The sequence below is a fragment of the Virgisporangium ochraceum genome, assembly GCF_016863655.1.
Lineage (GTDB): Bacteria > Actinomycetota > Actinomycetes > Mycobacteriales > Micromonosporaceae > Virgisporangium > Virgisporangium ochraceum.
The window spans coordinates 15663-36061 of record NZ_BOPH01000138.1; the positions used below are offsets into that span (position 1 = coordinate 15663).

The window sequence follows — 20399 nt, forward strand, 5'->3', positions numbered from 1 at the left end:
GACGTACGCCGGCCGGCAGCGCGGCGCTCCGGCCCGATCGGACAAGAAGTCGGACACTCCCCGATCACCTTCATGGGCGGGCGACGGCGGGCGATGTAACGTGCCCGCAAGTTCCCCGACGTGCCGACGAACGGATGTCGTCGGCCTCGACAAGGATGTCGCGCCGGGAGACTTCGATCGAAGGTCACGAGCCAGGCCGGAGGGTCGACTTGGGACAGCATGCGGTTGTCGTCGGGGGTAGCGTCGCCGGCCTGTCGGCCGCGCAGGTGCTCGCCGGCCGGTTCTCCGATGTGACAGTGATCGAGCGCGACGCGCTGCCCGACGGGCCGGCGTACCGGCGCGGGGTCCCCCAGGCGGCGCACGTGCATTCACTGCTGACCGCCGGGCTGACGTCCCTGGACGAGCTGTTCCCCGGCCTGCCAGACGAGCTGGTCGCCAAGGGCGCCGTACCCATGGACGCCGGCCGCGACGTCCTGTTCCACCAGCTGGGTCACTACCGGCTGCCGTACGACAGCAGCACCCGACGGATCACGTTCAGCCGGCCGTTGCTGGAGACCGTCCTGCGCACGCGGGTGGAGCGCCACGCCAACGTCACGGTGCGGACGGCGGCGGCGGTCGACGGCCTGCGGATGGTCGACGGCCGGGTGACCGCCGTCGAGGTGAGCGGCGGCGAGGTCCTGCCGGCCGATCTGGTGGTCGACGCGTCGGGACGGAGCAGCCGGCGGTTCACCCGGTGGCTGGAGTCCTCTGGTTTCCCACCGCCACCCACCTCCACGGTCAAGGTCGGTGTCGGATACGCGAGCCGCATCCTTCGTCGGCGCCCCGACGACCTGCCGCACGGCAAGATGGTGATCCTGTCCGCGCGTGCGCCGGTGAGCAAGCGGTTCGGTGTGCTCTTCCCGATCGAGGGCGAGCAGTGGATGCTCACCCTCGGCGGCTTCCACCATGACCATCCACCCAACGACGACGAGGGGTTCGCCGCCTACGCCCGCAGCCTGGGGACGACGGTCATCGCAGATGTGGTCGACCGCGCCGAGCCACTCGCGCCGATCGTCACGCACCAGTTTCCGGCGAGCATCCGGCGGCACTTCGAGCGGCAGCGCCGGCTGCCGGCCGGCTACGTGGCCATCGGCGACGCGATCTGCAGCTTCAACCCCGTGTACGGGCAGGGTATGTCGGTGGCCGCGTTGGAGGCGCAGGCACTGGGCCGCTGCCTCGACCGCGTCGGTGCGCCGTCGGCGCGGATGGCCCGGGCGTACTACCGGGCCGCGGCGAGACCGGTGCGGCTCGCCTGGTGGCTGGCGGGCAGTGTCGACTTTCTCTTCCCCGAGACCAGCGGCCCGAAGCCTGTCGGCGCCGACCTGGTCAACCGGTACCTGCGCCAGGTCGTCCTCGCCTCGCATGTCAACGTCGACGTGCACCGCGTCCTGCTCGAGGTGTCCCATCTGGTGCGGCGGCCGGCCGCGCTCGCACGACCGTCCACTGTGGTCGCCACCTACCGGTGGGCCCGACGCTCACCGGTAGCGGCCGGCGCTCCCGTCCCGGCCGCATAGCGACCGGAACGCTGTCGCTGCGTACGGCGCTCGAGACGCTCGGCTTCGGACCGTGCTACCACATGATGGACGGTCGATGCCGGTCCGCTCACGGGAACACCAGGATCGTCACCCCCGACCTGCTCCTCATCACCGGGACGGCCACGCGCCCGACGCCGGGGTCAGCGCCGGGGCAGGACGAGCATCGTGATCGAGTTCGCCGGGTACGTCGCCTCGATCCTGCCGTGCCTCGCGGCGACGTCGGCGCCGCGCACGATCGAGGTCAGATCGGCCGGCCCGTACGTGTAGCGCTGCGCCGTGCCGTTGCGGTTGGCGCCGGCGATCGACAGGGACGAGGCGATGTCCCCGCCCGTCTTGTTGACGACCATCAGGGTCACCGCCCGGTCGGACGAGCGCTGTGCGGCGAACACCGACAGCTGCCCCTGGTCGCTGCTGGTCGCCGACACGCTGACGTCACCGAACCGGCTCCCCGCGCCGTCGTAGTTGCGGTACATCCGGAACGCGAAGGCGCCGGGCTGCTGCGGCCGGGGTTCGCCCCAGATGGTCGCGAGGTCGAGGCCCTCGCGTCCGAAGATGCCGAGGACCTCGGCCTGCGTCAGCGCGCCGTTGATGTGGTCCAGCGCGCCGAAGTTGTATTCGGTGATGGCGGTCTTCGTACCCGGGTAGTACTGGGCGATCCAGGCCTTCATCGTCCGGATGAACTGCAGCGGCGGGGCGTTGACGCCGCCGGGGCCGATCCACGACTCCTCGACGTACGTCGGGTCCCACAGCGACCGGGTGGCCCGCAGCCGCAACGCGTTGGCGTCCGGGTCCGTGCCCCCGCCGATCTGCGGGTAGTAGTGCTGGTCGAAGTAGTCCAGGAAGCGCCGGCCGCCGTGGGCGTCACCGAAGTCCTTCATGTTCTTCAGGTACCACTGGGACAGGTTCAGGCCGCCGTGAGCGGCCGCGTCGGCACCCGGCCCGCACCCGTCGACTCCCGAGGCGACCCACTCGCAGTAGCCCCAACCGGACGGACCGAGCACGGCGGCGGTCGGGTCGGCCCTCTTGATGGCCGCGGCCGTCGCCGTGCCCTTGCCGCCCAGCTCGTCGTAGCTCACCGGATCGGGATGCACGTCGCGGTGGGTGGAGGACCACAGCACCGGCTCGTTGTCGAGCTCGTAGATCTTCACGCCGCCCCGGGCCGCCGGGCCGAACCGGCCCACCAGATGCGACACCATCTCGCCGCCGAAGGACGCGCCGACCGGTATCGAGGTGTCCGTCGGGTCCGCCCCGGTCAGGTTGGCGCCGTTGAGCTGCCCGTTGCCGCAGTTGGGGTCCCACTGGTCGAAGCTGTCCTGCTGCGGGAACCGGGTCGCCGGGTAGCCGCAGGCGAACGGGTGGTCGCGTGGCGAGTCCTTGGCGACCCAGCCGATCATCGGCACGGTGACGATCTGCTTGGCCCCGAGGGCCCGGTTCCGTTCGACGAACGCCTCGACCGTGTTGTCCGGCCCGGCCACGATGTTCTCGAAGAACCAGTCGCTACCGGTGTTGTAGGTCTGGTTCCGGAAGTTGTAGCGGCTGCTGGCGTTGCCGCCCCACCGCGCCACCGGTAGGCCGATCTCGGCGGCGAAGGCCGGGTCGGCCCCGTTCATCCCGTAGATGTCCGGGCTGATCCGGTGACGGGCGGCCGACACGTCGACCGTCAGGGTGAGCGGGGCAGCGGCCGTGGCCGGCGTCGGGACCCCGAGGGTCGCGGCGACCGTCGCCACCAGGGTCAGCACGACGCCGGTGGCGACGGCCCGAGGCCGTTTCCGCTCCCGTCCCATGGATCCTCCCGGCGATCATTCATCGATAAACATCGAACAAAGCTTCGCCGGACGACACCTCGTAGTCAAGCGGACGGCACGGCCGGTTCAGCGACGACGGGCGCACACCTTCCGGGGCCCGGCAGGTGTTCGCCGGGTTCGGTCGACGGCAGGCGTCACGACCGGAACGCCGTGGCCACACTCGACAGGGTGGAGCCGAACGTCGGCGAAGACCGGTAGCGGCCGCAGCCGCCCGGGGTGAGCACGACGACCGGACCGTGAGGCAGGGGCAGGTCAGAACGGTGGTGCGTCCTCGCCCATCAACGCCAGCACGACGCCGCCCTTCCCACGCTTGAGGCTCTGGACCACGACCTTGCCGGTACTGCCGTCGGGCAGTTCCAGAGTGAAGGTCTTCCCGACCGGGTTCCGGGGGCCGTCGCCGGCGCTGTTGGCGGGTCGGAAGTCGCCCGCCCACGGCGAGGTCCCACCCTTGCGGGCGGGCTCGGCGAAGAGAGCGGCGGTGCCGGGGGTCCTGGTGCCGTCGGAGGCGAGAAGCACTGAGGCACTACGATAGGTAGCCATATACGGCAAGGCTATCCGGACCGCACTCACTCGCGCGACGGCAACGGCATTGTGAACATGATGCGAGGATTCCGGCACCCGGCACTATCCCGTGCCGGCGAGCCACGCGGTCTCCCCCCGGTGGAACGCGGCGAGCTCGGCCGGCCGGTCGTCGCCGAGCAGGTCCTGGCTCACCGTGACGCCACGGGTCGACTGGATCCAGGTGAGGAAACGGTAGGACGGCCGGAGCCCGGCGAGCCGGTCGGCGTCCACCGGCAGCCTTTCGCCGGCGTGGACGGGGCGCAGCTCGTCGCGTTCCAGCAGGACCTCGAAGCTCATCAGCCGCCACCGTCCGTCGTCCCTGACGGCGCGGGAGAAGAACCGGCAGTAGGCGTGGAAGTCGACCTCCACTCCCTCCACCGTGGTGCGGTTGAAGATCTTCGCCGGGCTCTCGACGGTGGCCCGGTCGCCCGCGACCCGCGCGTAGGCGGGGAAGACCCAGTGCTTGCTGTTCCCGGTTCTGGCCATCCACGTCTTCGTCGCCTCGACGTAGGCGTCGCCGCCGCGACCGTCGTACCACGTGGTGCGGACGTAGGCGTCGTCGTGGAAGCAGTCCCGCATCACGTCGAACAGCCGCTGGTCGCGGGCGAAGCGTTCGCGCCGCACCAGGTCGAAGAGCTCCTCGCGGTCCAGGAGGGCCGCCAGCCGGTCGGCGTTCACCACCCGATCACGGCCTTCACCTCGAGGTACTCCTCGAAGCCGAACCGCCCGAACTCCCGTCCGTTCCCGGACTGCTTGTAGCCCCCGAACGGCAGGCTGCGGTCGAACGGAGCGCCGTTGAGGTAGACGCGGCCCGCACGGATGCGGTTGGCGACCCCACGGGCGCGGTCGGGGTCCTTCGACTGCACGAAGCCCGCCAGTCCGAACGGCGTGTCGTTCGCGATCTCGACGGCCTCGTCCTCGGTGTCGTAGAGCAGGATCGACAGCACCGGGCCGAAGATCTCCTCGCGGGCGATCCGCATCCGCGGCGTGACGTCGCCGAACACGGTCGGGCGGACGTAGAACCCCTTGTCGAGCCCGTCGGGGCGTTCCGGGCCGCCGGCCACGAGCGTCGCGCCCTCGTCGATCCCCGACCGCACGAGCGCGGTGATCTTCTCCAGCTGGGCCTGGCTCACCACCGGTCCCATCGTGGTCGACGGATCGTTCGGATCCCCGAGGCGGACCTCCTCGACCGCCCGTCGCGCCGCGGCGTACGCCTCGTCGCGCTGAGATCGGTGGACCAGCATGCGCGTGGGCGACTGACAGTTCTGCCCGCCGTTGGTGTAGCACGCGTGCACCCCGGCGACGACCGCGGACTCCAGGTCGGCGTCGGGCAGGATGATGTTGGCCGACTTGCCGCCGAGTTCGAGCGCGACGCGCTTCACCGTGTCGGCCGCGAGCTTGGAGACCCTGATGCCGGCACCGGTCGAGCCGGTCAGCGAGACCATGTCGACATCGGGGTGCGCCGCGATGGCCTCACCGACTCCTGGACCGTCACCGTTGACGAGGTTGAACACGCCGGGCGGCAGCCCGGCGTCGTGGACGACCTCGGCGAGCACCATCGCGCTGAGCGGCGCCAGCTCGCTCGGCTTGAGCACCACGGTGCACCCCGTGGCCAGGGCCGGTGCCACCTTCGACGCGACCTGGTTCAGCGGCCAGTTCCACGGCGTGATGAGACCGCAGACGCCGATCGGCTCGCGCCGCACGATCCCCGGTCCCATCTCTTCTTCAAAGGGGTAGTCGGCGAGCACGCGGGCCGCCTCCTCGAAGTGGAACAGCGCCACGGTGGCCTGGCGTTGCGTCGAGAACGTGATCGGCGCACCCATCTCGCGCGTCATCGTCCGGGCGATCTCGGGCAGCCGGGCCCGGAAGCCGGCGATGATCCGTTCCAGGTACTCCAGCCGTTGCTCGACGCTGACCTGCGAGTAGGCGGCGAAGGCCACGCGTGCCGCCGCGACCGCGCGGTCGACGTCCTCGGCCGTACCGAGGCTGATCGTCGCGAACGTCTCCTCGGTCGCGGGGTCGAGGACGCCCAGGGTCCGCGGCGCGGCGGGCTCGACCCATGCGCCTCCGATGTAGAACTGGTTCCTAGCAGACATGTCGCTCCAGTGGGACGTCGATGCGCGAGCGGAGCTCGGAGAACGAGAGACCCCACGTCTCCCGGACGAGGACCCGGTCGCCTCCGATGATCTCGAACGTGGCGACGTCGGTGTAGACCCGGTTCACGCACCGCAGCGCGGTGAGCGGATACGTGCACTCCCTGACGAGCTTCGGCTCGCCGGTCCTGGTGAACAGCGGCATCAGCACGAAGACCTGCCTGGCGCCCACGGCGAGGTCCATCGCCCCGCCGACCGCCGGGATCGCGTCGGGCCCGCCGGTGTGCCAGTTGGCGAGGTCCCCCGACGCCGAGACCTGGTAGGCGCCGAGGACGCACAGGTCGAGGTGGCCGCCCCGCATCATGGCGAACGAGTCGGCGTGGTGGAAGTACGAGGCGCCGGGCAGCTCGGTTACCGGAACCTTGCCGGCGTTGATCAGGTCGGGATCGGCCGCGTCGCCCGTCGCCGCCGGACCCATGCCGAGCATGCCGTTCTCGGTGTGGAGGACGACCCCCGACGACGGGGGAAGGTGGTCGCCGACGGTCGTGGGCAGACCTATGCCCAGGTTGACGTACGCCCCGCGGGGGATGTCGCCGGCGAGGACCCGGGCCATCTCCTCCCGCGTGAGCGGGCCGCGATCGGTGTGCTCCGCGACGCTCATGACGCCACCCGCACGATCCGGTCGACGTAGATGCCCGGGGTGACCACGGCCTCGGGATCCAGCGCTCCCGGCTCGACGACGTGCCGCACCTGCACGACGGTGGTCGTCGCGGCCGTCGCCATGACGGGAGCGAAGTTGCGCGCCGTCTTCCGGTAGACGAGGTTTCCCAGGGTGTCCGCGGTGTGGGCGCTGATGAGCGCGACGTCGGCGGCGATGGGCAGCTCGAGGACGTACGTCCGCCCGTCGATCTCGCGGGTCTCCTTTCCCTCCGCGAGGAGGGTCCCGACCCCGGTGCGCGTGTAGAACCCGCCGATCCCGGCTCCGGCGGCCCGCATGCGCTCGGCCAGGGTCCCCTGCGGCACGAGTTCGAGCTCGACCTTCCCGCCGCGGTACAGCCCGTCGAAGACCCAGGAGTCCGTCTGCCGGGGGAACGAGCACACGACCTTGCTCACCTGCCCGGCCGCGAGCAGCGCCGCGAGCCCGGTGTCGGCGTTGCCCGCGTTGTTCGACACGACGGTCAGCCCCCGCGCCCCCTGCCGGACCAACGCGTCGATCAGCTCGAACGGCATGCCGGCCGTGCCGAAGCCGCCGACCAGCACCGTCGAGCCGTCGGCGATGCCGCTGACCGCCTCGTCGACGGAGCCGCACAGCAGCGTCATGTCACGTTCTCGAGCACGACGGCCAGACCCTGACCCACCCCGATGCAGATGGCCGCCACGCCCCAACGCTCACCGGACTCCACCAGCCGCGCCGCGAGGGTCCCGAGAATGCGCCCGCCGGAGGCACCCAGCGGGTGCCCGATGGCGATCGCCCCGCCCTTGGCGTTGACGACCTCGGCGCCCCGCAGCCCGAGCCCGAGCCAGGCGTCGACACAGGCGATCGACTGGACGGCGAACGCCTCGTTCAGCTCGACGGCGCCGACGTCCTCCCAGCCGACGCCCGTCCGCTCGAGCGCGCCGTTGGCGGCCTCGACCGGGGCGTAGCCGAACTGCTGCGGCTCCAGCGCCGACCAGCCGCGACCGGCGATCCGCGCGAGCGGGTCACGACCGATGGTCGCGGCCGCGTCGGCCGAGCCCAGCAGGACCGCGCTCGCGCCGTCGTTCAGCGGCGAGCAGTTGCCGGCGGTGATCGTCCCGTCGGGCCGGAACACCGGCTTCAGCGTGGCCAGCTTCCCGACCGAGGTGTCGGCCCGGATGCTCTCGTCGCGGACCAGGTCGGCGCCGGGGACGGGCACCACGAGGTCGTCGTAGAAGCCCTTGTCCCACGCCTCCGCCGCGAGGCGGTGCGAGCGGGCGCCGAACTCGTCCTGCCGCTCGCGCGGGATGGAGAACTTCTCCCGCAGCTGCTCGTTGCACTCGCCCAGCGAGGCCGTCCACTCGGCCGGCATCCGCTCGTTCACCAGGCGCCAGCCCAGCGTCGTGGAGACGGCCGTGACGTCGCCGGCCGGGAACCGGCGTGACGGCTTCGGCAGGACCCACGGCGCCCGCGTCATCGACTCCACGCCTCCGGCGATCGCGATCTCCGCGTCGCCGACCCCGATCATGCGGGAGGCCATCATCGCGGCGTCGAGCGACGAGCCGCAGAGCCGGTTCACCGTGGTGGCGGTCACCGAGACGGGCATGCCGGCCAGCAGCACGGCCATCCGGCCGACGTTGCGGTTATCCTCGCCGGCGCCGTTGGCGTTGCCCCAGAACACGTCGTCGACCAGGCCGGGATCCAGGCCCGGCGAGCGGTCGAGGAGTCCCTTCAACGCGGTCGCGGCCAGATCGTCGGTCCTGGTGTCGGCCAGTGCTCCGTTGAACCGGCCGAACGGGGTCCGGACCGATGCGTACACGAAGGCGTCGCTCATCGGAGCGTCTCCACATCTGTCGTCGTTGGCGAAGGAGTCGTCGTGTCGTGCCAGTGCGGGAGGACGTGCCGCGCGACGAGGTCGAGCGTGTGGCCGGCGACGTCCGGCGGCATTCCGGACGGGGCGACCCGCAGCTGGACGGACGTGACCCCGGCCCGGACGTACCGGGCGATCGTCGCGTCGATCTCGTCGGGCGTGCCCACCATGGGGAACTCGGGTTCGCCCGGGCCGTCCGCGCCCATCCACGAGCCCCGCCCGGTGTAGTAGCCGGTCGCGGCCTTCAGGTGACGCACGGCGAGGTCGCGGGCGGTGGCGGCGTCCTCGTGGACGACGCAGAACCTGGTGGTGGCAACCGTTCCGCCCGGTCGCCCGCCGCGGTAGGACCAGTAGGCGGCCGACTGCTCGACCAACAGGTCGTCGCGGTAGTTCGTCGCGCCGTAGAAGCCGTCGGCGAGCGTCGCGGCACGACGGGCCGAGGCGGCCACCTTGCCGCCCACCAGGATCCGCGGCCCGCCGCGCCGCACCGGGGACGGGACCGCCACCGGCGAACCGGTATCCACGTCGTCCGACCAGGCGGAGCGCAGCAGCGTCAGCGTGGCGTCGAAGGCCGCGCCGGCCGGACCCGATGCGGGCGGCCCGGCCCGCTCCGCGACCTCCGGGCCGCCGAGCCCGAGACCGAGGGTGAGCTTCCCGCCGCACAGCTGGTCGACCAGCGCGGCCTCGTAGGCCAGCTTCCGCGGGCTGTACGCGCGCAGGAGCAGCACCGCCGATCCCAGCGCCAGGGACGTCCGTCCGGCCAGGTGTCCCAGGACCACCAGCGCGGACGGGAGGTGGAACGGCTGAGGGGCCGCGTGATAGCTCTCCCCCACCCACGCGGAGTCGAACCCGTGCTGCTCCGCCCGGGCGAGCATCGTGACCGTGCGGTCCACCTGTGGGCGGACCGGCTCCTGGGAGCTCAGGTCGATGGCGACCCCCAGTCGCATTCAGCTGGCGCTCTCTGCTCGTTTTTTCACGTCGTCGTAGGAGAAGTCGTTGAACGCCGAGAACAGCTCGTCGGTGTAGATCTCCTTCGCCGGGAACTTCCTGGTCAGTCCGGCCGACGCCATGAAGTCGACCGCGCGGGTGGCCGCGGCCCCGTCGATCCGGCCGAGGGACTTGTCGTCGAACCCCTGTCCGGCCAGGCGGACCTCGAGGACCTTGACGCCGTCGGCCAGCGCCTTCTCCTCCGGATCGGACCCGCGGGTCTCCGGGTAGAGCTTCCACATGGCGCGGATCGCGGCCTCGGGGTTGGCCTTGGAGAAGACGAACGCCTTCGCCACCGCACGACCGAACCGTTCGAGGACGTCCTTCTTACCCTCGAGGTTCTTCCGGGTCGTCGCGAAGCCGCCGCCCCACGCGTCCTCCGTCTCCTTGACCGGGAGCGGCGTCAGGTTGATGCCGGCGTTCTTGACGAGCTGGTACTGGATGTCCCAGAGCGCCAACGCGTCGACCTGGCCGCTCTTGATGGCGTTGATCTGCTGGGCGCCGGCACCGATCGGCACCAGGCTGGCGGCGTCCTGGCTCATCCCGTTGAGCTCCATCGCGGTCCGGGCGAACGTCGAGCCGGAGCTCGCGACCGCGGAGACGCCGATCTTCCTGCCCTTCAGGTCGGCGATGCTCTTCACGCTCGAACCGTCCGGCACCTGCAGACTGTAGATCCACTTCGCCCAGTAGGAGCTGAAGTAGACCAGGTTCAGGTCCTTGTCGTGCCCGATGGCCACGGGCTCGACCGTCATGAGGCCGAGGTCGGCGCCGCCGGCCGCGACCTGCTGCGCCGCCTGGGTGGCCGACGGGAACAGGTTGGTCGTGACCTTCAGACCCTCCTCCTTGTAGAAGCCCTCGGCCTCCACGACGGCCATGACCGCGTAGCCGGCGTTCCAGCTCGGTGACGCCATCGCGAACGTCACCGGCGTCAGGTCGCCGGACCCGGCCGCGTCGTCGTCGGATCCGCACGCGCTCAGGGCCGCGGCCGCGCACAGGGCGGCGACCGCGCCACTTAAGACCTTCATCGCTCGTCTGGTCTTCACATCGGGAGCCTTCCTCTTACGGGGTGGGGAGCGGGTAGGTGTCTTCGTTGAGCACCCGACCGGGCGTCCGGGAGAAGTCCAGACGCGGCGGGCAGAAGATGTCGATCAGCTGGTTGGTGCCCGCGCCGACGGCCTCACTGGTGTGGATCATGGGCGGCGGGATCACGGCGACCGACGGGCTGCCGCACCGCAGGTGCCGGTCCTCGCGCCACTCGCTGCGCCGCTTCGACCACGGGGTCCGCAGGTGGTGGACGTATTCGCCCTCCACGGCGAGCGAGCACTGCTCGAAGTCGTCGTGGTCGTGCGGCGAGAGGCTGTCGGGATCGCGCGGACCGACCCTGGGCGCCAGGAAGTTGATCATGAAGGTGCTGCACCGCACGATCTGGCCCGGGCGGACGGCGTCCCGCGTCACCGCCAGGTCGGCCAGTCGGTAGGCCCGGATGCGGTAGCCCTCGGGCGGGTCCGGCCACGGCTCGAACGGCCTGGTGTTGGGGTGCGGCTCCGCGTAGGAGTCACGGTTGCGCGCCCGGTCCAGCAGATCGGTGGACCGGGAGCTGAACAGCCGCACGACGGTGCAGTCGTCGACGCCGACGATCGCGCTGGTGCCCGGTGGGACCATCACCACCGCCTTGCCCGAGACCGACGCGTTCTCCCGCGCCGCACGGACCTCGACGCGGCACTCCTCGTACGGGAGGATCGCGACGTACTCGTCCGGTTGGTCGTCCCGCTCCAGCACGTCGCCGGCGGCCAGCGTCGTGTAGGCGAGCACGAAGTTGTGTCCGCGGAAGTACCACGTCGACGATCCGCCGGGGGTCTTCTCGTCGGGATCGCCCGTACCGAGGTCGGAGAACTCCACGTCGGGCGGGGTGGCGAGGGTGGTCATCGCAGGTCCTTTCGCGTCAGTCGTCGAGGCCGAGCAGGAAGGCCGGGTTGTCGCAGAAGATCTGCCGCAGCGACCTCTCGTCCAGGCCGAGGTCCAGCAGCGCGGTCGCGACGCGGATGTAGGAGTCCACCGGCAGCGGCCGGTCCTTCTGACCGAGGTCGGAGGCCATCACGGTGTGCTCCGGGCCGATCCTCTCGATCCAGTCCAGGAGGAGCTTCGGATCCCACTTCTTGGTCCCCTCGGGGTCGTAGAAGCCGGTCTCGTGCTCGATGAACGCCCCGTAGCCGACAAGCTCACGGCACTTCGCCTCGTCGGCGCCGATGACGTAGTCGGGATGGTTGAGCAGCATCCGGGTGACGCCCCTGTCCCTGGCCGCGGCGAACAGCTGGGTGATCGACTCGGTCTCCATGTGGCCGCCGGTCACCATCGCGCCGCACTCCTTGACCAGGTCGAGCACCTCGTGGACCTCGGGGACGAGCTCACCGTCGTCCCCGTGGATGTCGACCCGGGACGACGGCACCTCGACGCTCGCGGTGGGGAAGCCGACGCCCTCGGGATGGCAGTCGATGTGCCGGCCGGCCGAGAACGTCGGGAACCACACGGCCCTGCCGCCCATGCGCAGACACATGGCCACCGCCTGCGGGTTGATGCCGCCGACCATGCTGTTCAGGGTTATGCCGCCGAAGACCGGGGTACGGATCGTCGCCAGCCGGTCGCTCATCGAGAGCAGATCCATGACGGTGTTGTGGTGGTGGGACTTCACCAGCACGCCCCGCATGTTGAGCCGCTCCCCGTCCTTGCCGGCCTCGGCATGGTCGATGCGTCGGGGGAACGGGTTCGGCCCTGAGTGGCAGTGCAGGTCGACGCAGCCGTTCAGCAGCTTGACGACGGCGGGTGAGTCGGTCATGGAGCCTCCAGGCGTCGGCAGTGTTCGCATCACAGACTCGGAGTTCGCTATCCGGTCTGTCAAGAGCGTGATTCAAAGAGCGCATCCGCGAAATACCAGGGAAACCTTGCAGCCGGACCCAGAGCGCGCCTAACCTCTGTCCGTACTGCGAACCAGGTGAACTCTTTGTGGACACTCAACGAGACGGGGTAACGCCGATGACGGAGCGTGAGGCCGACAAGCCGGCGGCTGCTCGCGAGCAGGACATCCAGGCGGTGAGCCGGGCCGCGCAGATCCTCGGGCTGTTCGCCCCGGAGACTCCGGAGCTCTCCGTCGCGGAGACCAGCCGCCGGCTCGGCCTGAACCGCACCACGGTGCACCGCTACTTCAGCTCGATGATCAGCTCCGGCCTGCTCGAGCGCGTGGAGGACTCCGCACTCGTCCGTCCCGGACGGGCGATCCTGCAGCTCGGCAGCTTCAGCCTGGGACGGCAACGCATCCTGCAGATGGCGCCGGCCTACATGCGCGAGCTCACGCTCGACATCAAGATCAGCACCGTGCTGTCGCTGTGGGGCACCTCGGGCCCGGTGGTCTCGCTGGTGGAGGACGCCGACCATCCCACCGTGGTGACGGTGCGCGTGGGTTCGCAGCTCGCCCTGAACTCCGCGCAGGCCAAGGTGTTCCTGGCCTTCCTCCCCGACCAGTTCCACGCCGAGCGGCTCACCGGCAGCCTCCCCGAGCCCCAGCGCACCGAGACCCGCCGTCGGATCGAGGCGATCCGGCAGGCCGGCATGAGCAGCGACGTCAACCACCGTGGCATCAGCGTGATCGCGGCGCCGGTGTTCGCCGCGAGAGGGATCTGCGCCACGATCGCGGCCGTCGGCACCGAGCGGATGCTGCCGGAGGCGCTGGACTCCCGGGAGGCCATGGCGTTGAAGGCCGTCTGCAAGCGACTGACCAAGGAGATGGGCGGCACGTGGCCCGAGGCGACCGAGGAGTGACAGACATGCCGACCGGCACCGACACCGACCACGCGATCCGCCTGGACTCGCTGTCCATGATCTACCCGACGAAGTCCGGCGGGACCGTCCAGGCGCTCGACGACGTCTCGCTGCGCGTCCGGTCCGGTGAGTTCATCTCCATCGTCGGCCCCAGCGGATGCGGCAAGAGCACGCTGCTGCGGATCATCATGGGCCTGTCGCACCAGACCTCCGGACGGGTCACGTTCGGGCCGTCGGACGACACCCACCGCAACCAGCTCGGGATGGTCTTCCAGCAGCCGCTGCTGCTGCCCTGGCGCACCGTGCGGAAGAACCTGCTGATGTCGCCGGACCTTCACCGCGCCAAAGACGCCGCGACCCGGGCGAAGGCCGACGAGCTGCTCGTGATGCTCGGTCTGGAGGAGTTCGGCGACCGGTACCCCAACGAGCTGTCCGGCGGGATGCAGCAGCGGGTCGGCATCGGCCGCGCCCTGATGCACGACCCGCGCATCCTGCTCATGGACGAGCCGTTCGGCGCCCTCGACGCGATGACCCGCGACCAGATGGGGCTGGACCTGCTGAGGATCTGGGAGCAGGACCGCAAGACCGTGCTGTTCGTGACGCACAGCATCCCCGAGGCGGTGCTCCTGGCCGACCGCGTCGTGGTCATGACACCGCGACCGGGCCGGTTGGCGGACGTCGTCGAGGTCGCGCTCCCCCGACCTCGACGGCTCGAGAACATCAACACGCCCGAGTTCGGCGAGATCGTCCTGAAGATCCGCAAGTTACTCGACTCCGAGCACAGCGCCCACTAGGAGACCTGATGTCCACCCACACCAAGGGCCACGCGGCCGGCCCGGTCCCGGACGCCGGGACCGGGCCGGTGAAGGCGCCCGCGAACCCGGACAACCCGGTCCGACGCCGCCGCCGACGGCTACCGGAGGTCACCTACAGCGTGCTGGTGTTCCTCGGGCTGTTGGTGCTCTGGCAGCTCGTCGTGACGGTGTTCGACGTCTCCACCGTGCTCGTCCCCGCGCCGTCGGCCGTCGCCGGCTCCCTGGTCGACGGCTTCCAGGACGGCAGCCTGATGACCCACGCGGTCGTCACCCTGAAGGAGATCCTGATCGGGTTCGGCATCGCGGTCGGCTCGGCGCTGGTCTCCGCGGTGCTCATCACCCAGTTCCGGACCGTGGAGCGCGTGCTCTTCCCGCTGCTCATCCTGACCCAGACCATCCCGAAGGTCGCCATGGCGCCGCTGCTGATCGTGTGGTTCGGCATCGGGGTCAGCTCGAAGGTGCTGACCGTGGCGCTGATCGCATTCTTCCCCCTCCTCATCAACGCCATCCTCGGCTTCCGGTCCGCCGCGCACGAGCAGGTCGAGATGCTCCGGTCGTTCGGCGCGTCCCGCGTACAGGTCATGCGGCACCTGCAGATCCCGTCGGCGCTTCCGCACATCTTCGCCGGGCTGGAGGTCGCCGTCATCCTGTCGGTGACCGGCGCCGTGGTCGCGGAGTTCGTGGGCAGCTCCGAAGGTCTGGGCTACCTGATCCAGGCGAGCAACTTCACCCTGGACGTGGCCAGGACCTTCGCGGTGATCGTCGTGCTGTCGGCCATCGGCATCGCGCTGCACGCGGTCGTCGTGCGGCTCGGCAGGTGGCTGGTCTTCTGGACCGCCGCACCCACCAACACCGCCAGCGAGATCTGAGCCGTGGCACGGGTACGCGACGGGATCAACGGCGGCACGCTCGGAACCTGGATCAAGCTGTCCAGCCCGGAGAGTGTCGAGATCATGGCCTTCGCGGGCTTCGACTTCGTGGTCGTCGACCTCGAGCACACGATGCTGGACCTGGGCGCCGCCTCGACCCACATCGCGACGGCCCGCGCCCTCGGGGTGGACCCGCTCGTGAGGGTGCCCGACCACGGCCACAGCGTGATCCAGCGGGTCCTGGACGCCGGCGCGGCCGGGGTGGTCGTGCCGCACGTCGACACGCCCCAGCAGGCCCGGGCGGTCGTGCGGGCCACCCGCTTCCCGCCGCGAGGCGACCGCGGGTCCGGTGGCACCAGCCGGGCGGGTCGCTGGGGACTGCTGCCCCGGGCCGACTACCTCGCGTACGACGCCCTGTGTGTCGTCCAGCTCGAGAGCGAGGCGGCGATCGGGAACGCGAAGGAGATCCTGGCTGTCGACGGCATCGGTGCCGCATTCGTCGGGACGGCCGACCTCTCGATGTCGATGGGCGTCGCGGCGGGAAGCCATGAGGTGGACCGGCTCGTCACGTCCGCGGTGGCGGCCGCCGCCGCGGCGGAGGTTCCCATCGGCACCGCGTGCGCCACGATCGACCAGGGCCGGGCAGCGCTGGCCCGGGGCTACGACTACGTGGTGGTCAGCAACGACACCTCGATCCTGGCCGGTGGGGGCCGCGCGATCGTGGACGCGCTGAGAGAGCGGGTCGCCCAATGAGGGCTCCCCGGGTCGCCATCGTGACGGGCTCGAGCTCCGGGATCGGGGAAGGGATCGCCCGGGCGCTCGCGGCCGACGGCTTCACCGTCGTGGTGAACTCGGCCGCCTCGGTCGACGCCGGCGAGCGGCTCGCGGCCGAACTTCCGGGCGCGAGCTACGTCCGGGCCGACGTCGCCGATCCCGCCGACGCCGTGCGCCTGGTGGAGACGGCCGTGGCGCGGCACGGCCGGCTCGACCTGCTGGTGAACAACGCCGGGGTGTCGCGACCCGTCCCCCACGCCGACCTGGACGCGGTGACCGCCGACGACTGGCACCGGATCCTCGGCGTCAACGTCGTCGGGACGTGGCAGGTCTCCGTCGCCGCGGTGAAGGCGATGGAGACCGGCGGCCAGATCATCAACATCACCTCGGTGGGCGGCTCCCGCCCGCTCGGCAGCTCGATCCCCTACTCCGTCAGCAAGGCCGCGGTCGACCACCTCACGAGGCTGCTGGCCAAGGCCGTGGGTCCGGACGTCCGGGTGAACGCGATCGCACCCGGGCCGGTCGAGACCCGGCTGACCTCGGTCAGCCTCGCCCAGCGCGCGGCGCACACCGGGGCGGTGACCCCGCTGGGCCGGCTCGGGCAACCGTCCGACGTCGCGGCGATGGTCCTGGCGCTCGTCAACGTCCCCTTCGTCACCGGTGAAGTGATCCATGTTGACGGCGGAATCAACCTCGTCACGCACGTCGACACCCCCCGCGGTGACGCGTGACCCGTCCCGGGCCGGCCCGGGACGGCGCACCCGGCCCGGGCCGGCCCGTCAGGGCGCGTCGGAGCCGGTGGTGTAGAGGTCCTCTTCGCTGAGGACCGGTGCGATGTCGTCCTCGGTACGACCGACCCGCGCGGCCGTGCCGAACATGCGTCCGCGGGCCGGTTGCACCGGCGCGAACGCCGCGAACCCGCGCCGCTGCGGGACGTCGTCGTAGACCGCCTCCATCCCGCCGCGTAGCAGGTAGGTCTCGTGCCAGAAACCGGTGCCGCCGCTGTCGCGCAGGAAGTCGCGCCACCAGCGCCGGTGCGGTTCGGAGCGGGCCCAGGACAACAGCGACGGAAGGTCACGCCAGTACTGGCGGATACCCACGTGCATGGGGAACAGCGACCACATCAACGACTCGTGGTGCAGCAGGCCCTCGGGCTTCCCGGTCACCGACCGGCCGATCTGCGGGCCGTAGCCCATCAACGTGCGCAGGCCGAAGAGCCGGTTGACCCGCATGCCGAGGTACACGACCACGAGGTCCGGGTACGGCGACAGGTCGACGGTCTGCCGGTTGACGCGGGTAATCATGACTGGCGCTCCTTCATGAACGGGTCCTGACGTGCTCGTCGACCCGACGCTAGGACCCGGTTGTGGACAGCGACTGAACGCGCCGCCCGGACCGTTGATCACTATTGATCGACTTCAATTGACATCGGGTGGTCGACTCGTGACAATCGGGGCCTTGGGAGCGCTCCCACCCCCGCTTGGAAGGACCTCTGTGAATCCACATCGACGGCGACGGGTCACCGCCTCGCTCGCGGCAGCCGCCACTGCCGCCCTCGCCCTGAACTTCCTGACGGCTGTGCCCGCCTCCGCCGAGCCGGTCCAGCACATCCCCAACGGCACCTTCAGCTCCGGCACCACCGGCTGGTGGTCCACCGACAACGCGCCCGTCTCGGTGGTCGACGGCCGGCTCTGCGCGCAGGTGCCCGGCGGCACCACCAACGCCTGGGACGTCAGCCTCGGTCACAACAGCGTGCCGCTGATCGACGGGGCGGCGTACTCCCTCAGCTTCCGCGCGTCGGCCAGCCGGGCGGTCAGCGTCCGGGCCAACGTGCAGCTCAACGAGGCGCCGTACACGACGGCGCTGTCGCGTACCGTCGCGCTCACCGCTGACGCGCAGACCTTCGCGTACGACTTCACCGGCGGCCTCGACTCGCCCAACGGCACCCTGACCTTCCAGCTCGGCGGCAGCGCCGAGGCGTTCACCTTCTGTCTCGACGACGTCAGCCTCACCAGCGACGAGGCCGCGCCCCCTGGCGGCCCGGAACAGATCGAGAACGGCACCTTCGACGAGGGGACGTCGGGCTGGTACTCCTACGGCACCACGTCCACCGGGGTCGAGGACGGGCGGCTGTGCTCGGCGGTGCCGGGCGGGCTGGCCAACCCCTGGGACGCCGGGATCGGGCAGAACGGCGTCCCGCTCGTCGCGGGCTCGTCGTACACGTTCGCGTTCGACGCGTCCGCCGCGCCGGGCACCACCGTCCGCGCGAACGTGCAGCTCGGCGCCGAGCCGTACACCTCGTTCCTGTCGCGTGACGTCGCGCTCACCGCGAGCCCGCAGCACTTCGAGTACACGTTCACCGCCACCGCCGACACCGAGGCGGGCCAGGTCGCCTTCCAGCTGGGCGGCAGCGCGGCGGCGTACACGGTCTGCCTCGACAACGTCTCGCTGGTCGGTGGGGAGGAGGAGCCGCCCTACGTTCCGGAGACCGGACCGCGGGTGCGGGTCAACCAGGTCGGCTACCTGCCCGGCGGGCCGAAGAACGCGACCCTGGTCACCGACGCCACCGCGGCGCTGCCCTGGCAGCTGAAGAACGCCGGCGGGACCGTGGTCGCCAGCGGCACCACCACGCCACGCGGGGTCGACGCCGCCTCCGGGCAGAACGTCCACAGCATCGACTTCGGCTCGTTCCGCACCGCCGGCACCGGCTACACGCTGGTCTCCGACGGGCAGACCAGCCACCCGTTCGACATCTCCGGCACCGTCTACCAGCAGCTGCGGTCCGACGCCCTGCAGTTCTTCTACATCCAGCGCAGCGGCATCGAGATCGACGGCGGGCTGGTCGGTGCGCAGTACGCGCGCCCCGCCGGTCACCTCGGCATTGCTCCCAACAAGGGCGACACCGACGTGCCGTGCCGGGCCAACAGCTGTGACTACCGGTTGGACGTGCGCGGCGGCTGGTACGACGCCGGCGACCACGGCAAGTACGTGGTCAACGGCGGCATCGCGGTGCAGCAGCTGATGAGCACCTTCGAGCGGACCAAGACGGCGGTCACCGCACGGCACGGCGCCGCCCTGGCGGACAGCACGCTGCGGGTCCCCGAGCGCGGCAACGCGGTGCCCGACATCCTCGACGAGGCCCGCTGGGAGCTGGAGTTCCTGATGCGGATGCAGGTGCCGACCGGCAAGCCGTTCGCGGGGATGGCCCACCACAAGATGCACGACGCCAACTGGACCGGCATCCCGATGCAACCCGAGGACGACCCCGAGCAGCGCGAGCTGCACCCGCCCTCGACCGCGGCCACACTCAACCTGGCGGCCACGGCCGCGCAGTGCGCACGGCTGTTCGCGCCCTACGACGCCGCGTTCTCCGCCCGGTGTCTGACCGCCGCCCGTACCGCGTACGCCGCGGCGAAAGCCAACCCGGCCAAGCTCGCCCAGGACCTGGGCGGCGGTGGCGGCGGCTACGGTGACAGCGACGTCAGCGACGAGTTCTACTGGGCCGCCGCCGAGCTGTACCTGAGCACCGCCGAGCAGACGTTCCTCACCGACGTGACGGCCAGCCCGCACCACACCGGCGACGTCTTCGCCGCCACCGGTTTCGGGTGGGGCAGCACCGCCGCGCTGGGCCGCCTGGATCTCGCCACGGTGCCCAACCTGCTTCCGCAGGCCGACCGGCAGCGCGTCCGGCAGTCGGTCGCCGACGCCGCCGACCGCTACCTGGCGACCCTGACGGCGCAGGCCTACGGGCTGCCCATGCCGGGCAACGCGGGCAGCTACTTCTGGGGCGCGAACAGCAACATCCTCAACAACGTCCAGGTGCTGGCGACCGCGTTCGACCTGACCGGCGACGCGAAGTACCGGGACGGCGCGCTGCAGGGCGTCGACTACATCTTCGGCCGCAACGCGCTGAACCAGTCGTACGTCACCGGCTGGGGCGAGAAGTCGTCGCAGAACCAGCACAGCCGGATCTTCGCCCACCAGGCGGACGCCAGCCTGCCGAACCCGCCCGCGGGATCGCTGGCCGGCGGCGCCAACGCGGGCCTCGACGACCCGTACGCCAAGGACCTGCTCGAGGGCTGCAAGCCGATGTTCTGCTATGTCGACCACATCGAGTCCTACGCGACGAACGAGGTGGCGATCAACTGGAACTCGGCGCTCGCCTGGGTGTCGTCGTTCCTCGCCGACCAGGGCACCGGTCAACCGGCGGCCGGTGTGTCGTGCGGCGCGACCTACACGAACTACGGCCCGTGGCAGGGCAACGGCGGCTTCACCGCCCAGGTCACGGTGACCAACACCGGCACCACGGTGATCGACGGGTGGACCACCCGGTTCGCCTTCCTCGGCGGCCAGCGCGTGCGCGAGGCCTGGTCGGCCACGGCCACCCAGTCCGGCGCGACGGTGACGGTCACGAACACCACCACCAACCGGAGGATCCAGCCGGGGCAGACGCTGTACTTCGGATTCAACGCCACGACTCCCGGCGGGCCGAACCCGTCGCCGGAGCTGATCACCCTCAACGGATCCGCCTGTCGTTGAGCTGAACACCCCGGCCCGGTCGG

General features: G+C 70.8%; 19 protein-coding genes and 1 pseudogene. 8 read left to right on the forward strand and 12 right to left on the reverse strand.

The annotated features are described in order from the left end of the window. The first annotated feature begins 209 nt into the window (after window positions 1-209). Together Voc01_RS47005 and Voc01_RS54905 are read left to right on the forward strand one after the other, a co-directional pair. The gene (locus tag Voc01_RS47005) at window positions 210-1553 is read left to right on the forward strand and encodes an NAD(P)/FAD-dependent oxidoreductase (RefSeq protein WP_203934299.1); all 1344 of its coding nucleotides are present in this window, start codon (window positions 210-212) and stop codon (window positions 1551-1553) included. Next, window positions 1502-1618: pseudogene (locus Voc01_RS54905) on the forward strand (sulfotransferase); the annotation flags it as partial. The gene Voc01_RS47005 and the pseudogene Voc01_RS54905, both read left to right, overlap by 52 nt. A 96-nt stretch (window positions 1619-1714) precedes the next feature. On the opposite strand, the gene Voc01_RS47010 reads toward Voc01_RS54905, so the two are convergent. The 11 genes from Voc01_RS47010 to Voc01_RS47060 all read right to left on the reverse strand — a co-directional run bounded on the left by Voc01_RS47010 (window position 1715) and on the right by Voc01_RS47060 (window position 12399). Further along, window positions 1715-3358, reverse strand: a complete 1644-nt coding sequence (locus Voc01_RS47010; RefSeq protein ID WP_203934300.1) for a glycoside hydrolase family 44 protein — start codon at window positions 3356-3358, stop codon at window positions 1715-1717. A gap of 273 nt (window positions 3359-3631) precedes the next feature. Then, complete coding sequence (locus tag Voc01_RS47015) at window positions 3632-3895, reverse strand: hypothetical protein (RefSeq protein WP_203934301.1); 264 nt, start codon at window positions 3893-3895, stop codon at window positions 3632-3634. Window positions 3896-4003: 108 nt separating this feature from the next. Then, window positions 4004-4618, reverse strand: coding sequence for a nuclear transport factor 2 family protein (locus Voc01_RS47020; RefSeq protein ID WP_203934302.1), 615 nt, complete (start codon window positions 4616-4618; stop codon window positions 4004-4006). Next, the gene (locus Voc01_RS47025) at window positions 4615-6036 is read right to left on the reverse strand and encodes an aldehyde dehydrogenase family protein (protein WP_203934303.1); all 1422 of its coding nucleotides are present in this window, start codon (window positions 6034-6036) and stop codon (window positions 4615-4617) included. The genes Voc01_RS47020 and Voc01_RS47025 overlap by 4 nt, the downstream gene beginning before the upstream one ends. Then, the gene (locus Voc01_RS47030) at window positions 6026-6694 is read right to left on the reverse strand and encodes a 3-oxoacid CoA-transferase subunit B (RefSeq protein WP_203934304.1); all 669 of its coding nucleotides are present in this window, start codon (window positions 6692-6694) and stop codon (window positions 6026-6028) included. The genes Voc01_RS47025 and Voc01_RS47030 overlap by 11 nt, the downstream gene beginning before the upstream one ends. Next, a complete protein-coding gene (locus tag Voc01_RS47035) occupies window positions 6691-7353 on the reverse strand; it encodes a 3-oxoacid CoA-transferase subunit A (protein ID WP_203934305.1) in 663 nt (220 codons plus the stop codon). Before Voc01_RS47035 ends, Voc01_RS47030 begins: the two co-directional genes overlap by 4 nt. Next, window positions 7350-8543, reverse strand: a complete 1194-nt coding sequence (locus Voc01_RS47040) for a thiolase family protein (RefSeq protein WP_203934306.1) — start codon at window positions 8541-8543, stop codon at window positions 7350-7352. The genes Voc01_RS47035 and Voc01_RS47040 overlap by 4 nt, the downstream gene beginning before the upstream one ends. Further along, window positions 8540-9526, reverse strand: coding sequence for an LLM class flavin-dependent oxidoreductase (locus Voc01_RS47045; RefSeq protein ID WP_203934307.1), 987 nt, complete (start codon window positions 9524-9526; stop codon window positions 8540-8542). The genes Voc01_RS47040 and Voc01_RS47045 overlap by 4 nt, the downstream gene beginning before the upstream one ends. Next, a complete protein-coding gene (locus Voc01_RS47050; RefSeq protein ID WP_203934308.1) occupies window positions 9527-10591 on the reverse strand; it encodes an ABC transporter substrate-binding protein in 1065 nt (354 codons plus the stop codon). A 34-nt stretch (window positions 10592-10625) separates the two neighbouring features. Continuing rightward, a complete protein-coding gene (locus Voc01_RS47055; protein WP_203934309.1) occupies window positions 10626-11492 on the reverse strand; it encodes a cupin domain-containing protein in 867 nt (288 codons plus the stop codon). A gap of 16 nt (window positions 11493-11508) precedes the next feature. Then, window positions 11509-12399, reverse strand: a complete 891-nt coding sequence (locus Voc01_RS47060) for a DUF6282 family protein (protein WP_203934310.1) — start codon at window positions 12397-12399, stop codon at window positions 11509-11511. A gap of 197 nt (window positions 12400-12596) precedes the next feature. On the opposite strand from Voc01_RS47060, the gene Voc01_RS47065 reads away from it, so the two are divergent. Genes Voc01_RS47065 through Voc01_RS47085 form a run of 5 tightly spaced genes read left to right on the forward strand, consistent with a single transcriptional unit; the run spans window position 12597 to window position 16568 of the window. Then, entirely contained in the window at window positions 12597-13379 is a 783-nt protein-coding gene (locus Voc01_RS47065) for an IclR family transcriptional regulator (RefSeq protein ID WP_203934311.1), read from the forward strand. A 5-nt stretch (window positions 13380-13384) separates the two neighbouring features. Beyond that, on the forward strand, window positions 13385-14173 hold the full coding sequence (locus Voc01_RS47070) for an ABC transporter ATP-binding protein (protein WP_203934312.1): 789 nt from the start codon (window positions 13385-13387) through the stop codon (window positions 14171-14173). An 8-nt stretch (window positions 14174-14181) separates the two neighbouring features. Next, complete coding sequence (locus Voc01_RS47075) at window positions 14182-15063, forward strand: ABC transporter permease (RefSeq protein WP_203934313.1); 882 nt, start codon at window positions 14182-14184, stop codon at window positions 15061-15063. Window positions 15064-15066: 3 nt separating this feature from the next. After that, on the forward strand, window positions 15067-15816 hold the full coding sequence (locus Voc01_RS47080) for an HpcH/HpaI aldolase family protein (RefSeq protein ID WP_203934314.1): 750 nt from the start codon (window positions 15067-15069) through the stop codon (window positions 15814-15816). 20 nt (window positions 15817-15836) lie between these two features. Next, window positions 15837-16568, forward strand: a complete 732-nt coding sequence (locus tag Voc01_RS47085; protein ID WP_239161009.1) for an SDR family NAD(P)-dependent oxidoreductase — start codon at window positions 15837-15839, stop codon at window positions 16566-16568. 48 nt (window positions 16569-16616) lie between these two features. Here Voc01_RS47085 and Voc01_RS47090 read toward each other — a convergent pair whose 3' ends face one another. Then, window positions 16617-17141, reverse strand: coding sequence for a monooxygenase family protein (locus Voc01_RS47090; RefSeq protein ID WP_203934316.1), 525 nt, complete (start codon window positions 17139-17141; stop codon window positions 16617-16619). A 190-nt stretch (window positions 17142-17331) separates the two neighbouring features. Between Voc01_RS47090 and Voc01_RS47095 the strand changes: the two genes are divergently transcribed. Continuing rightward, the gene (locus Voc01_RS47095; protein WP_203934317.1) at window positions 17332-20376 is read left to right on the forward strand and encodes a glycoside hydrolase family 9 protein; all 3045 of its coding nucleotides are present in this window, start codon (window positions 17332-17334) and stop codon (window positions 20374-20376) included. Window positions 20377-20399: the final 23 nt, after the last annotated feature.

Excerpts from the sequence above, each read along its gene's own strand:
- Voc01_RS47010 (WP_203934300.1), bottom strand. The coding sequence starts at position 3,358 with ATGGGACGGGAGCGGAAACGGCCTCGGGCCGTCGCCACCGGCGTCGTG.
- Voc01_RS47025 (WP_203934303.1), bottom strand. The coding sequence starts at position 6,036 with ATGTCTGCTAGGAACCAGTTCTACATCGGAGGCGCATGGGTCGAGCCC.
- Voc01_RS47030 (WP_203934304.1), bottom strand. The coding sequence starts at position 6,694 with ATGAGCGTCGCGGAGCACACCGATCGCGGCCCGCTCACGCGGGAGGAG.
- Voc01_RS47035 (WP_203934305.1), bottom strand. The coding sequence starts at position 7,353 with ATGACGCTGCTGTGCGGCTCCGTCGACGAGGCGGTCAGCGGCATCGCC.
- Voc01_RS47040 (WP_203934306.1), bottom strand. The coding sequence starts at position 8,543 with ATGAGCGACGCCTTCGTGTACGCATCGGTCCGGACCCCGTTCGGCCGG.
- Voc01_RS47045 (WP_203934307.1), bottom strand. The coding sequence starts at position 9,526 with ATGCGACTGGGGGTCGCCATCGACCTGAGCTCCCAGGAGCCGGTCCGC.
- Voc01_RS47050 (WP_203934308.1), bottom strand. The coding sequence starts at position 10,591 with ATGAAGGTCTTAAGTGGCGCGGTCGCCGCCCTGTGCGCGGCCGCGGCC.
- Voc01_RS47055 (WP_203934309.1), bottom strand. The coding sequence starts at position 11,492 with ATGACCACCCTCGCCACCCCGCCCGACGTGGAGTTCTCCGACCTCGGT.
- Voc01_RS47060 (WP_203934310.1), bottom strand. The coding sequence starts at position 12,399 with ATGACCGACTCACCCGCCGTCGTCAAGCTGCTGAACGGCTGCGTCGAC.
- Voc01_RS47065 (WP_203934311.1), top strand. The coding sequence starts at position 12,597 with ATGACGGAGCGTGAGGCCGACAAGCCGGCGGCTGCTCGCGAGCAGGAC.
- Voc01_RS47070 (WP_203934312.1), top strand. The coding sequence starts at position 13,385 with ATGCCGACCGGCACCGACACCGACCACGCGATCCGCCTGGACTCGCTG.
- Voc01_RS47075 (WP_203934313.1), top strand. The coding sequence starts at position 14,182 with ATGTCCACCCACACCAAGGGCCACGCGGCCGGCCCGGTCCCGGACGCC.
- Voc01_RS47090 (WP_203934316.1), bottom strand. The coding sequence starts at position 17,141 with ATGATTACCCGCGTCAACCGGCAGACCGTCGACCTGTCGCCGTACCCG.